This is a genomic window from Micromonospora sp. NPDC048887, assembly GCF_040649715.1.
In the GTDB taxonomy this organism is placed as follows: Bacteria; Actinomycetota; Actinomycetes; order Mycobacteriales; family Micromonosporaceae; genus Micromonospora.
Genome location: NZ_JBEZGA010000007.1, coordinates 250326 through 264028, shown reverse-complemented (window position 1 = coordinate 264028; position 13703 = coordinate 250326). Strand labels below are relative to the sequence as shown.

Here is a 13703-nt window from a genome sequence, read left to right as displayed (position 1 = left end):
GGGGCACCTGTGGGTGGCTCAGGCGCCGGGGATGATCGGGGTGGGTGTGCCGTCCGGCGCGTAGCTCAGGTAAAGCGGCTGGTAGCCGGGTGCGGTGGGGTCGACGGCCGGGTTCTCCCTGACGACGAAGAGCCGGCCCTGCCCGGGATCGATCGGCTTGCCGTCCGGGGTGGTCACGGGCGTCCCGGCCAGCGGGGTGATCGAGTCGTAGAGGTTCGCGTCCACCCGGGTGCTGCCGTCCTCGAACGGGTTGAGTGCGATCAGCCGGTACCCCTCGGGCAGCGGCCGGCCGCCGACGTGGGCGGTCGCGTACTCCGGCCGCACGAAGTACGACGAGATGGCCGGGTGGGCGGCGGTGAGCGGGATCAGCGGCTCGGCGGGCTGGACGGGCGGCATCGGGGTGCCGTACTGCCGCGGAGCGACCCCGGCCTGTTCGGCGACCGGTTCGGCGAGCGCCAGCCGACGGGACGTCAGATGCGGCCGGCGCGGCTCACCCTCCGCGGTGGGCTCCAGCACCGGGTCCGCGACCACCGCCCGCCGGGGGTACGTGAGGCCGTCCAGGCCGTCGAAGTCCTTCGTCATCTTCCGGCTGACGTCGAGGGCGGCCTCGTCCGCCTCCCGGTACGCCCGGCTGCTCTCGGTGAGCCCCTGTGCGGTGTAGCGCAGGGTTCCCCGGACGCCGCCGATGATCGCTTCGAGGTTGTCCAGGCCCTCCAGGAACTTCGTCGAGAACTGCTCGCCCATGTCGTCGTCGCCCCAGGCCCTGGCGTAGCGGGCGCGCAGCGCGGTCAACTGGGTGAGGTACGTGTCGTAGAGCTGCACGTGCGACTCGTACGCCTTGCCGAGCCCCTCCACCCCGTCCGGGTCGACCCACAGCCGCCCGCCGGGATTGTTGCTGATCATTCGGGCCCCCGGGTCAGGAGTTCCCGCACGCTCGTCACCATGCGGGGTTCCTTCGGCAGGAACGCGTCCGCCCCGGCCTGGCCCCGGACCAGCTTGTGGGCGTCCAGGCCGTCCGGCAGCATCGGCGCCAGCACGTCGGCCGCCTGGTTCATGACCTGTTCCTTGGCGTCGGCGTAGGTGTCCAGGATGAGCCGGGTCAGGTCGGCGGTGGTGAGCCGCTTGTGGGCGCCGGAGGGGAACTGGATGTCGGTCAGCACGCCGTTCTGGCCGACGACGACGCTCACCTCGCGGCGCGGTGACGTCGCGGTGGCCGAGAGCGCGCTCATCCGGGCCTGCATCTCGGCGAGGCTGGTGCGCTGCCGCTCGTACTCCTGGAACAGGCCTTCGATGCGCTCGCTGTAGTTCACGACGGACCACTCCCTCGACGTCGCCGTCAAGTGAAGCCGCCACGAGCGTCGCGCCGGAACTCCGGCCGGGGATCAGTGCATGAAAGTGCAACCACTCTTCCCGGGCTGTCGGCCGCTGGGGGCGGTTGCGGGGGCGCTGCCGTGCAATGTTGGGTGACGTTCGGACATGGTGGCGGAACCGGGTTGCCGCCGGGCAGGGCCGCGGATCAACACTCTTCCCTGCCACCTTTCCCTGACACGAGGAGTCCGGCCGTGACGATGCCGACCGTCAGCACCACCGAAGAGGGTATGCAGCGGGCTGCCCAGGAGTTCTCCGACAAGGCCACCGCCTTCACCGGCCAGCTGCGCGCCGTCAACGGGCAGATGGCCATCCTGATCTCCTCCTGGACCGGCCAGGCGTCGCAGGGCTTCAACCAGGCCATGGACAACTGGGAGAACGCGTTCCAGCGGGTCATCAACGAGCTGCTGAAGATGCTCGAGGTCATGGGTGTGACCACGAAGGGCTACCAGACGGCCGAGGACGAGGCGTCGAGCGTGGCCAACTCCTTCGGCGCGGCTCTGCCGGGCATCTGAGCCGCATCCGGATCCCCCCGATCTCCCGAGAGGACTGACGTGTCCAACTACACCTTCGACTTCGTGCAGGCAGACGCCGTGCTGACCGACATGAACCGCATCAACGGCCAGATCCAGTCGTCGCTGGAGGAGATGGAGCGCACCGTCGAGGCCAGCCTGGCCCAGTGGACCGGTGCCGCCCAGGAGCAGTACAGGGTCTCGAAGCTGGCCTGGAACCAGGCGGCCGACTCGATGGTCGGCTACCTGGAGCAGGCCCGGCAGACGCTGCTGCAGATCTCGGACAACTACGGCACCACCGAGCAGCGTCACGCCATGATCTGGAACGACGTCCGCGGCGGCTGAACCGCCGGACGGCCGCCGCGGACGCGGCGTGGCGGCCCACGTCGTCCGTCCCCGGCCCGGTGAGCTAGACGACCCGGGCCGCTGGGGTCTGTGCCAACGTTCCGTCGTCGACTCTCGAGTGGAGTGAGCTCCTTGGCCCGCATTGACTGGGGATACCCCAACGACAAAGCCATCAGCGCGATGAACGCCTACGGCATGGGTGACGAGGCCATAGGGAAGCCGGACGGCACCGTTCAGGCGGCGCACGACTCCTGGATGGCCTTCTACAACAAGCACCAGAACAACCGCACCGGCGTGAACTACGAGCGGTGGAAGGACGAGGTCCGCGCCGAGCATCCGGAGTGGATCGAGGCCCGCGACTGGTACGACAAGAACATCCTCGACACCGAGGGCTGGAAAAACCTCGTCAAGACGTACAAGGACAACATCACCGACCCGTCGAACGTGAAGCCGCCCGCGTTCACCGACCAGTCAGACTGGATCGACGACGAGATCTCGACCGGCTCGGGCTTCAAACCGCCGGCGATCAACCCGACGTTCAAGGGTGACACCGCCTCGACCAGTGGCGTGGCGGTCAACACCGCCGCCCTGAAGTGGTTCGCGGAGGACGTGCTGGGCAGCATCACCGGCGCCGGGAAGATCCTGCTCACCACGGCCGACCAGGTGGGCGCGATCGACCCGCGTCCCGGCGCCTTCGCCCGGGCCGAGGTGCTGCGGCAGGCGATCGTCGGGGCGACGGCCCAGGACGGCGGCGTCAAGGGCGACATGAAGGACATGCTCGTCAACATGAACACCGCCCTGCTCGCGGTGCAGACCGCCCTGCTGAAGATGGCCGCGGAGTACGAGAACCTCGAAGAGCTGAACGCGCTGACCACCGACAAGCTCGGCGAGATCATGGGTGACTCCTTCAAGGGCCTGGACAACCTGAGCACCTACGGCCAGAAGATCGTCAAGACCGACGGAAACTGACGCGGGCGAAACGGTCTCGCCGCTCGCGAAGAGGGACAGGGCATGGGCAACGGTCTCGGTGACAGCAAGCTCGACGGGTGGAACGACCCCGCGGAGGAGGCGGCCACCTTCCCACCCAAGGTGGTCCCCGTCAGCGACCTGTACGACTACCAGACCTGGGCGAAGGAGACCCGGGGCTGGCGGAAGCTCGAGGCCGCGGTGAACGGCGGCGCCGCGCTGACCACCGAGAGCGGGCGGGACCACGCCAAGACGCTGGTGAGCGTCCGGTCCGTCGTCGAGACCGCGCAGGCCTTCCAGGCGACCCAGGACCTGCTGATCTGGCTCGAACAGACCATCCGTACCGCTGTCACCTCGATGGTCGGAGACGACAAGGCGTGGAAGGGGCCGGCGGCCAACGGGTTCCGCGACAAGATGAACTTCTACGCCGACCTGCTCGGCAAGCAGGCAGAGCACCTGGCCGGCGGCGCGGTCCCGGACTCCACCACGGCGGCCAACAGCATCAACTCCTCGACCAACCGCAACTCGCTGCCGTCGCAGCTCTACGACGCCGCCAACCATCTGTCCTGGGCCCAGCAGACGATCGCCTACCTGGACGGCGCCTGGGCCACGATCGCCTCGGACAACGGCGTCGGCAGCGGCAGCGGCCCGGTGCCGATCAGCGGCACCGAGTACGAGAAGCCGATGGCCCAGCAGATGTCCGAGGTCGTCCACACGGTCGCCGAGAAGTACCGGATGACCACCGACAAGGCGGGGACGTCCGGGGTCACCATGCCGACGCCGAGCATCAACGTGCCGACCGGCCCGCCGATCTCGTCGCCGAACCTCACGACGCCGACCCTCACCACCCCGCCCACGATCACCCCGCCGGGATTCACCGCGCCACCCGCCGGCGGTATCACCACGCCGGGGTTCACCACGCCGCCGAACATCACCGTGCCCTCGATCACGCCGCCGAACCTCGCCGACATCGGTGGTCCGGGTTCCGGCCAGGGACCGGGCGCCATCACCCCGCCGTCGTTCTCGGGCCCCGGCGAGATCGGTGGGCCCACGCCAGGCGGGGGCGGCGGCAGCGGGCTGCCCGGCTTCGACGCGCCGGGCATCAACGGGCCGGGGGGCGCCGGCTTCCCCGGCGTCGGCGTACCGGGTGGGGGCGGCCTGCCGGGCGGGCTCGGTTCCGGTGTCGTTCCGCCGGGCATCAAGCCGCCGGGCTCGGCCAACCTCGGTGGCGGCGCGGGTGGCGCCGGATCGGTCAAGCCGCCGTCGTTCTCCGGACCGGGTGAGGTGGGCGGCCCGAAGCCGGGGGCGGGTACGGGCACGGGAACGGGCATCGGCAAACCGGGCGGCGGGTTCACCGCGCCGAGCATCCCGGGATTCGGCCCGCCCGGCGGCGCCGGTCCCGGCGCGGGCGGCAGCCCCGGGCTGCCGGAGAAACCGGACGCGAACGGGTTGCTCGGCAACAGCGACGACTTCGTCCCCGGGGCCGTCGACGGCGTGGACATCCCGGCCGCTCCCGGTGGCGCCGTGCCCGGAGGCGGTGGCTTCCAGTCACCGATGATGCCGGGCATGCCCGGCGCGGGCGCTCCCGGCGCCGGTGCCGGTGGCGGCTCAGGTGTCCCCGAGGCACCGGATGCCAAGGGCCTGGTGGAGGGCGACGAGGCGGACTGGCGGTCACCCGGGTTCGACGGCGTGCAGGTTCCCGGCGCACCGGCCGGCGTCTCGGCCGGCGGCGCCGGGCTGGGCGCCGGCATGCCGCCCATGCCCGGAATGCCGGGGCCCGCAGGTGGCGCGACGAACCCCGGTGGGGCCGAGTCGCCCGACGCCCGGGGACTCGTCAGCGGCGACCCCGAGACCTGGGGACCGGTGGGCGTGGACGCGGGCGTGCCGGACGGGTCGGGCGGCGCGCCGGCCGGTGGCGACGGGCTCGGCGTCGACGGCCCGCAGATCCCCGCCGCGCCGGTGGCTCCGGGCGTCGGCGTCGACTCGCCGGTCACGGCGCCGGCCGGTGCCGCGATGCCGATGATGCCGGGAGCGCCGGGTGCGCCGGGCGCCGGTGCGGGCGCGCCCGCCGGTGTGCCGGACGCGCCGGACGCCTCCGGGCTGGTCGAGGCGGACGCCGACGACTGGCGCCCGTCAACCCCCGACGCCGGTGCGCCGCAGGCGCCCACGGGAGCGGGCACGGGCGGCGCCGGACTGGTGGAGCCGGTCCCCGTCGCGCCGCCGAGCACCGGTGTGACGCTCCCGAGCACCGACGTGTCGGCACCGGTCGCCGGTGTGCTGCCGCCGATGGGCGGCCCGCCGGGCAGCCACGCGCCCGCCGGCACCACACCACGTACCGCACCAGCGGCGTCCGATCTGATCCGCCCGGACGAGACGGAATGGACCCCGGCCCGGCCGGAGGACTGCGCGCCGGAGGCGGGCGACGGGACGGTGGATCCCGACGGTGCTGCACCGGTCACCGCTGTGCCCGGCTCTCGACCGGACGGTCCACCTGCCGGCCCGGATCCGGGCGTGCCGGAGGCCGCCGCCGAGGAGCCCGCGCCGGACGTTCCGGCGGCACCCGTGTCCGGCACCGGCGGTACGCCGGGTGTGCCCGTACCGGAAGTGGTCGTGCCGCCGACGGCGGTGGAGGTGCCGACGGTGGTCGATCTGTCCCCGGCGGTGGAACCGCCGTCACGGGCGGAGCCGCCCGCGGCCGTCGTGCCGCCGGTGGTCGGCGGTGTCGTGGCGGCTCCGGTGATCGTCGGTCAGCCGGGTCTGCCCGCCGCGCCCGGCCCGGTACCGAACCCACCCGCCCAGCCCGGGCAGCCGAGCCAGGCCGCCCAGCCCGGCCAGGCGGCGAGCCCACCCGGCCAGACGGCCGCGCCGAACCCGTCCGGGCAGGCGAACCCGCCTGCTCAGCCGAACTCGCCTGCGCAGTCGAACCAACAGGTCTCGCCGGGGGGCGGCGGTCCGGAGGGGACGCAGCGGAGGACAGCCGTCGTGGCCGACGGTGAGGTGGCGGTCGCGGTCCCCGGCGCGCTCGGCCTGGCCGGTGCCGCCGCCGTCGCCGGAGTCGGTGGTCCACAGACGTCCGGCCGCGCGGCGTCCGGCGCGGGCCCCGACGACCCGGGCCGGACCGGTACGGTCCGGGCGCGCTCCGATCGCGACGACGAGCGCGAGCCCGGTGCCGGCCGGGAACCCGCCGCGGGTCTGCGCGAGGACGACGCTGTCTGGGGCGGTGACCGCGCCCGGCCGGCGGCCGGCGACCACGTGCCGCTGGTCCGCCCGGACGACGACCCGGACGACACGGCGGGCTGGGACGACCTCAGCGACGCGGACTGGCTGACCGGCCCGTCAGCTGACGACGGCAGGGAAGGGTGACCATGTCGGAGACACCGCAGCCCCCGCGTGCCGTGTGGCGGCGGGTGGCGCCCGCGAAGGCGCCCAGGCCGTCCGACGGCACGCTCGACTTCTTCAGCGCCGACCTGGAGAAGTTGCCCCGGTGCGGTGAGCCCGGCGTCAGCGACGCCGAGTTCACGGCGTCGCTCGCCGACGAGGAGACGGCTGCCGCCGCTCGCGCCGAGGCGTTCTGGGCCGAGCAGGAGCGACGCCGCAGGGACGAGGAGGAGCGGGCGAAGAGGGAGAAGAAGCGCCAGGCGGAGGAGGACGACGACGTCAAGGTGGCCGAGCGCTACCGCAACGACCGCTACGCGGTGAAGCTGCTGCGCCAGGAGCGCACCGTCTGGGGCGGCGACGGCGCCGACGCGGGGACGCTCGGATGAGTACGGTCACCGTCAAGCGCCCGCCCCGCGCGCCGGGCCCGGAGGCGCCGGAAGGCTCGGTCGAGCTGCAGGAGCCGCCGCTGATGGCGGAGGAGGCCCCGCTCGACTTCCGCTCGTTCGCGATGGTCGTGCCGATGGGCCTCGGCATGGGCGCGATGCTCGCGATGTTCGGCCTCTACAACCGCACCCCCGTGATGTACGTGATGGGCGGCGCGATGGCCGGTGGCATGCTGCTCATGGGCGTCATGCAGATCGGCCGGGCGGCGTCCGAGCGCAAGCGCAAGATGCGCGGCGAACGGCGTGACTTCCTGCGCTACATCGGGCAGTTGCGCAAGCAGGCCCGCGAGGCGGCCGACCAGCAGCGCCGGCACGTGCTCTGGAACAACCCGCAACCCGGCTGGCTGTGGTCGATCGCGATGGGCAGCCGGCTGTGGGAGCGCCGGCCCAGCCACGACGACTTCGGCCGGGTCCGCATCGGTCTCGGCCGGCAGGCCGCGATGCTGAAGTTCAACCCGCCGTCCACCAAGCCGATCGAGGACCTCGAACCGCTGTCGTCGATCTCGCTGCGGCGGTTCTCCGAGGCGTACCGGACGGTGTCGGGCATCCCGACCTCGGTCGGCCTGCCGAGTTTCACAAGCGTCGAGTTCGAGGGCGCGATCGACCCGGCGATCGACCTGGCCCGCGCCATGGTGGCGCAGCTGGCGACCTTCCACGCCCCGGACGAGCTGCGGATCGCGGTGCTCGCCGCCGAGGTGCACCGGGGCCCGTGGGAGTGGGTCAAGTGGCTGCCGCACAACGCGCATCCCACCGCGTACGACGCGGCCGGTCCGGTACGGATGTTCGCCGGCAGCCACGACGCGCTGATGGACATGCTCGGTCCGGAGATCACCGACCGGGGCGACCACGACCGGGCCGTCAGGCCGACCACCAGCGAGCCGTTCCTGGTGATCGTCGCGCATCTGGTGGACCTGCCGGACAGCTCCCGCCTGCTCGGTGCGGGCATCCGCAACGTGGTGCTGCTCGACCTCACCGGCGCGATGCCCGGCGGTCCCAAGGTGCTGCGGCTGACAGTCACCGGCGACGTCGTGGAGTTCCCGGCCGGCGCGACGACCGGTTCGGCGAAGCGCGACGGTCTGGACCGGACCCAGTGCGAGGCCCTCGCGCGGATCATCGCGCCGAAGCGGACCAGCGGCACGCTGGAGGTGTCCGACGAACCGCTGGACACCAGCTTCGAGCTGACCACGCTGCTCGGCATCCGCGACGCGATGACCTTCGACGTGCAGGCCCTGTGGCGTACCCGGACCCCGCAACGCAACCGCCTCATGGTGCCGATCGGTGTCACCGAGGAGGGCGAGGTCATCGAGCTGGACCTGAAGGAGTCCGCGCAGGGCGGCATGGGCCCGCACGGCCTGCTGATCGGCGCCACCGGCTCGGGCAAGTCGGAGCTGCTGCGTACCCTCGTCTGCGGCCTGGCCGCGACGCACAGCTCGGAGATCCTCAACCTGGTGCTGGTCGACTTCAAGGGCGGCGCCACCTTCCTCGGCATGGACAAGCTGCCGCACACCTCGGCGGTGATCACCAACCTGGCCGACGAGCTGCCGCTTGTCGACCGGATGCAGGACGCGCTCAACGGCGAGATGACCCGGCGGCAGGAGATGCTGCGGGCCAGCGGCTACGCCTCGCTGTTCGACTACGAGAAGGCGCGCGGCAACGGCGCCCAGCTCGTGCCCTTCCCGGTGCTGCTGATCATCGTGGACGAGTTCAGCGAGCTGCTGTCCAGCAAGAGCGAGTTCATGGACCTCTTCGTGTCCATCGGCCGGCTCGGCCGGTCGCTCGGCGTGCACCTGCTGCTCGCCTCCCAGCGCCTGGACGAGGGCCGGATCAACCGGGTCGAGGGGCACCTGTCGTACCGGCTGGCGCTGCGCACGTTCTCCTCGATGGAGTCGCGGTCGGTGATCGGTGTGGGTGCGGCGTACGAGCTGCCGCCCGAGCCGGGCAACGGCTACCTCAAGGTGGACACCACGAACCTGGTGCGCTTCAAGGCGGCGTACGTCTCCGGCGCGTACACCGGAAGTGGACGCCGCGGCGGCGTCGCGGACGCCGGGGACGAGCCCACCGCGGACGTGGTGCCGTTCACCACCCGGCAGGTGGCGGTGCGCCACGACCCCGGGCCGGAGCGTCCAGCCGAGCAGGTCGACGAGCCCGCCGCCGACGCGAACGGGCCGAGCCTGGTCGAGGTGCTGCTGGACCGGCTCGCCGGCTCGGGCCCGCCGGCCCGCCAGGTCTGGCTGCCGCCGCTGTCCTACGCGCCGAGCCTGGACTCGCTCATCCCGAGCGTGCTGCCCGACCCGCTACGCGGCATGACCATCGACGACCCGGCCGTCCAGGGTGGCCTCCGGGTTCCGGTGGGCGTGGTGGACCGGCCCGCCGAGCAGCTGCGCGAGCTGCTGGTGGTCGACCTGAACGGCGCCGACGGCCACGTCGGCATCGCGGGCGCCCCGCAGAGCGGCAAGTCGACGCTGCTGCGCAGCCTGATCCTGGCGCTGTCGCTGGCGAACACGCCCCGCGAGGTGCAGTTCTACGGCCTGGACTTCGGCGGCGGCGGCCTCGCCTCGATCGCCGGCCTGCCGCACGTCGGCTCGATCGCGACCCGGATGGAACGCGACCGCGTCGTCCGGACGGTCGAGGAGGTCCTCCAGGTCATGGAGAAGCGCGAGGCCGAGTTCGCCCGGCACGGGCTCGACTCCATGTCCAGCTACCTGGGCAAGGTGGCCGAGGGGACGATCGAGGACGGCTTCGGGCACGTCTTCCTGGTCATCGACGGCTGGTACACGATGAAACAGGACTTCCAGGAGCTGGAGCAGAAGTTCCAGGAACTCGCCTCGCGTGGCCTGTCCTTCGGCGTGCACGTGATCGTCACCGCGACCCGCTGGTCGGAGCTGCGTACCTGGATGCGGGACCTGCTCGGCACGAAGCTGGAGCTGCGGCTCGGTGACGCGATGGAGTCCGAGCACGGCTCCCGCAAGGCGGCCACCGTGCCCAACCAGGTCGGGCGCGGTCTCACCGACGGCGCGCTGCACTTCCTGGCCGCGCTGCCCCGGATGGACGGCAGCTCCGAGGTGGGCGACCTGGCCGAGGCGACCAAGTCGGTGGTCGAGGAGATCGGCACGTTCTGGCCCGGTCCGGCCGCCCCGCCGGTACGGATGCTTCCGGCGCACCTGATGGTGGAGACGCTGCCACCGCCCGAGTCCGACTTCAAGTTCGTCATCGGCCAGGACGAGCAGCGTCTCGCCCCGGTCTGGCACGACTTCATGGCCACGCCGCACATGCTGGTCCTGGGCGACAGCGAGACCGGCAAGACCAACCTGCTCCGGCTCGTCCTGCGGTCCATCCAGCAGCACTACCCGCCGGAGCGGGCGAAGGTCGTGCTCGGCGACTCGCGCCGCGACCTGGACACCGCGATCGGCGCCGCGTACCAGGTGGGCTTCGCGTTCACCGGCGACAAGATGCACGAGCTGGCCGGCCAGGCGTCGGTCTCGATGAACCGGCGGATGCCCGGCGCGGACGTCTCGTCCGAGCGGATGCGCAAGCGCGACTGGTGGGAGGGGCCGGAGCTCTTCGTCATCGTCGACGACTACGACCTGATGACCAAGAGCACCGGGATGGGCTCGACGCTCGACCCGCTCCTGCCGTTGCTCGCGCAGGGCGCCTACATCGGCCTGCACGTGATCGTCGCGCGCAGCACCTCCGGCGCGATGCGGGCCATGATGGACCCGGTGATCCGGCGGATGTGGGAGCTGGGCACGCCCGCGACGCTCTTCTCCTACCCGAAGGAGGAGGGCAAGTTCCTCGGCGAGGCGAAGCCCCGCCAACTGCCGCCCGGACGCGCCCAGCTCGTCACCCGGCGCGGCGTACGCCTGATGCAGACCGGTTTCGTGTCCGACACGGCCCGATGAGAGAGGCTCGCTGGTGACCGCAGCGCTGAACGACCAACTGTGCCGGATCACGGTGATCGGGCCGGCCCGCCGGGCCGACCTGGCCGTACCGGCACGGATGCCGGTGGCGAACCTGATGCCGCTGCTGGTGCGGCACACCACCGATCTGGCCCGGGTCCCCGACGGCGAGGCGCCCGACGAGTCGTGGGTGCTGCAGCGCCTCGGCCAGGCGCCGTTCGAGCTGTCCGGCACGCCGGAGAGCCTGGACTGGCTGGAGGGTGAGGAGCTGCACCTGCGCCCGGCGCAGGACCCGCTGCCCGAACTCGACTTCGACGACCTGGCCGAGGGCGTCGCCACTGTGGTCAACCGGCGGGCCGACAGGTGGCAGCCGGAGTACCGCCGGGTGCTGTTCCTGGTGCTCTGCGTGGTGGCGATGGGCCTGATCGCCGCCGTGCTCGTGGACCGGGGGCCGGTGCTGCCCCAGGTGATCGGCGGCGCGGTGCTCGCGGCCGGCCTGTTCACCGCGTCGATGGTCAGCGCCCGCCAGCAGAGCGACGGCGCGTTCCCGCTGCTGTTCGGCGGCGGCGCGGCGTTCTTCGCGGCGGTCGCCGCGTCCAGCGCCGTCGACGGCGACCCGGAGGGCGTGGCCTGGAACGCCAGCGCCGGGCTGGCCGCCACCGTCGCGATCGTCGCGGTGACCGCGTTGCTGCTGATCGCGCAGCGTACGGTCACGCCGGTCATGCCGTTCGCTCCACTGCTCGTCATCGCGCTGACCGCCGCGATCGTGGTGCTCGTGCTGCTGGCCGGCGACGGCTTCGCGCTCACCGCGCCGGAGGTCTCCGCAGTGGCCGTGTCGGTGATCCTGGTGCTGATCGTGATCGCGCCCCGGGCGGCGGTGAAGCTGGCCCGGCTGCGCGGGCCGCAGTTGCCCAAGACCGGCGCGGACATGTCGTACGACATCGAGCCGGAGGACTCCGACCTGGTCAAGGCGCGCGCCGACGAGGCGGACACCTACCTGACCGCCTGCATGACCGCCTCCGCGCTGGTCCTGCCGGTGCTGATGCACCACACCATGAAGGTGCCCGGCTGGTCCGGGTGGACGCTCGTGCTCGTGACATCGAGTGCAATCCTGTTGCGCTCGCGTACCTTCTTCGGGTTCTGGCAGCGGGTCGCCCTGGTGGCGGCCGGTACCGTCGGCTACCTCATGGTGGCCCTGATGTTCTCCGACAAGCTCGCCCCGACCGGCCGGTACGTCCTGCTCGGCGGGCTCGTCGCCCTCCTGGTGCCGCTGGTGATGGCCGCGTTGCGGCCGTGGCCGCGCCGGATGCTGCCGTTCTGGGAGTACACGGCCGGCGGGCTGGACGTCGCCACCGGCCTGGCCGTGCTGCCGGTGCTCGCCCAGGTGCTGGGGCTCTACGCCTGGGCCCGCGGGCTGTTCGGGTAGCCGGCCGTGCAGACCCAGCGCGACCACGTCCACGCCCACCAGTTCATGATGGGCCGGCTGAGTTCCGCCCTGGTGCAGGGCGACCCGTCGACGGCGGAGATTCCCGGGCAGCGCGCCGTCACCGGCCTGGCCTTCGGCGTGCTCATCAGCGTCCTGGTCGTGGCCGGGTTCGCCGTCTACGGCTGGATCGTCCCCGGCGGCAGCAAGGCGTACGCCCGCAGCGGCGTGATCCTGGTGGAGAAGGAGAGCGGCAACCGGTACGTCTACCTCGACGGTGCGCTGCGCCCGACGCCGAACCTGACCTCGGCCATGCTGGTCCAGGGCGCGGGCGCCACCGTGAAGCTGATCTCCCAGGAGTCGATCAAGGACGTGCCGCGCGGGCCGTCGATCGGCATCGACGGCGCCCCGCAGTCGGTCGCCACCGGGCCGATGGTGGCCGGGCCGTGGCTGGCCTGCCTGCCCGGCTCGGTCACCGACGAACCCGGCGACCGGCTCGGCCTCAACCTCGACCCGCGCGCCGAAGCCGTCCCGGTGCCGGCCGACCGCTTCGCCGTCGTCCGCACCGCCGACGGGCCGACCTACCTGGTGACCGCCGACCGCAAGCACCGGGTGGCCGACCCGGCCGTGCTCGCCGCCCTCGGCGCCACCACCACCCGCAAGGTGCCCGCACCGGGGGAATGGCTCGGTTTCCTGCCCGACGGGCCGGACCTGGCGCCGGCCACGATCCCGGGAGCGGGCCGCTCCGGACGGGTCGGCGACCGCACGTACCCGATCGGCACGCTGTTCCGGCAGCGGCCCGACACCGGCGCGGAACAGTTCCTGGTGCTGCGCCGCGACGGTCTCGCGCCGCTGAGCCGGACCGAGTTCCTGCTGGCCACCGCCGCCTCCGGGGAGGAGCCGGTGGAGTTGAGCGCCGCCGGGCTCGCCGCCGCGCGGATGTCGGCCGACAGGTCGCTGCTCACCCGGCTGCCCGACCTGACCGGCCTCACCCCGCAGGAACCCGGCCCGTACGCGCTGTGCCTGCGCCAGGGCCCGGCGGACGGCACCCGGTTCGACAGCACGGCGGTGCTCGTCCCGCTGGCCCGCTCCGGCGTCCGCCCCGACGGCCGCACGTCGGTGCTCCTGGCACCCGGCAGCGGCATGGCGGTGCTCCCGGCACCGGCCGGCTCCGGAGCGGCGCAACCCCTGCCCACGTACATCGCGGACGACGGAAAGGCGTACCCGATCGGCGACCAGGACGCGGTACGGGCGCTGAAGCTCGACCGGGTCGTGAACGTTCCCTTCCCGAGAGAGCTGCTCGCGCTGGTGCCCCAGGGCCCGGCGCTGAGCATGAGGGCCCTCGCGGCCGCAGAAGTGGGGTAGGTCGATC

The 13703-nt window shown here is 72.5% G+C and carries 10 protein-coding genes; 8 read left to right on the top strand and 2 right to left on the bottom strand.

Annotated features, from left to right (window positions below; translation table 11 throughout):
• Positions 1 to 18: 18 nt before the first annotated feature.
• Positions 19 to 903, bottom strand: a complete 885-nt coding sequence (locus AB0C17_RS14380; protein WP_357387174.1) for a hypothetical protein — start codon at positions 901 to 903, stop codon at positions 19 to 21.
• Entirely contained in the window at positions 900 to 1310 is a 411-nt protein-coding gene (locus tag AB0C17_RS14375; protein ID WP_357387172.1) for a YbaB/EbfC family nucleoid-associated protein, read from the bottom strand. Before AB0C17_RS14375 ends, AB0C17_RS14380 begins: the two co-directional genes overlap by 4 nt.
• Before the next feature lie 252 nt (positions 1311 to 1562).
• On the opposite strand from AB0C17_RS14375, the gene AB0C17_RS14370 reads away from it, so the two are divergent.
• The 8 genes from AB0C17_RS14370 to eccB all read left to right on the top strand — a co-directional run bounded on the left by AB0C17_RS14370 (position 1563) and on the right by eccB (position 13696).
• Positions 1563 to 1883, top strand: a complete 321-nt coding sequence (locus AB0C17_RS14370; protein ID WP_357387170.1) for a WXG100 family type VII secretion target — start codon at positions 1563 to 1565, stop codon at positions 1881 to 1883.
• A 39-nt stretch (positions 1884 to 1922) separates the two neighbouring features.
• Positions 1923 to 2225 (top strand): WXG100 family type VII secretion target, encoded by a 303-nt coding sequence (locus AB0C17_RS14365; protein WP_357387168.1) that lies wholly within the window; start codon positions 1923 to 1925, stop codon positions 2223 to 2225.
• Between the two features lie 132 nt (positions 2226 to 2357).
• Entirely contained in the window at positions 2358 to 3194 is an 837-nt protein-coding gene (locus AB0C17_RS14360; protein WP_357387166.1) for a hypothetical protein, read from the top strand.
• Between the two features lie 42 nt (positions 3195 to 3236).
• Positions 3237 to 6554: a hypothetical protein gene (locus AB0C17_RS14355; RefSeq protein ID WP_357387164.1), complete on the top strand. Its 3318-nt coding sequence runs from the start codon at positions 3237 to 3239 to the stop codon at positions 6552 to 6554.
• 2 nt (positions 6555 to 6556) lie between these two features.
• Positions 6557 to 6955 (top strand): hypothetical protein, encoded by a 399-nt coding sequence (locus tag AB0C17_RS14350; RefSeq protein ID WP_357387162.1) that lies wholly within the window; start codon positions 6557 to 6559, stop codon positions 6953 to 6955.
• Positions 6952 to 10911, top strand: coding sequence for a type VII secretion protein EccCa (gene eccCa / locus AB0C17_RS14345; protein ID WP_357478800.1), 3960 nt, complete (start codon positions 6952 to 6954; stop codon positions 10909 to 10911). Before AB0C17_RS14350 ends, eccCa begins: the two co-directional genes overlap by 4 nt.
• A 13-nt stretch (positions 10912 to 10924) precedes the next feature.
• Positions 10925 to 12334 carry a type VII secretion integral membrane protein EccD gene (eccD, locus tag AB0C17_RS14340; RefSeq protein ID WP_357467914.1) on the top strand — a complete coding sequence of 470 codons (1410 nt, stop codon included), beginning with the start codon at positions 10925 to 10927 and terminating at the stop codon, positions 12332 to 12334.
• A gap of 6 nt (positions 12335 to 12340) precedes the next feature.
• The gene (eccB, locus tag AB0C17_RS14335; protein ID WP_357387156.1) at positions 12341 to 13696 is read left to right on the top strand and encodes a type VII secretion protein EccB; all 1356 of its coding nucleotides are present in this window, start codon (positions 12341 to 12343) and stop codon (positions 13694 to 13696) included.
• Positions 13697 to 13703 lie beyond the last annotated feature (7 nt).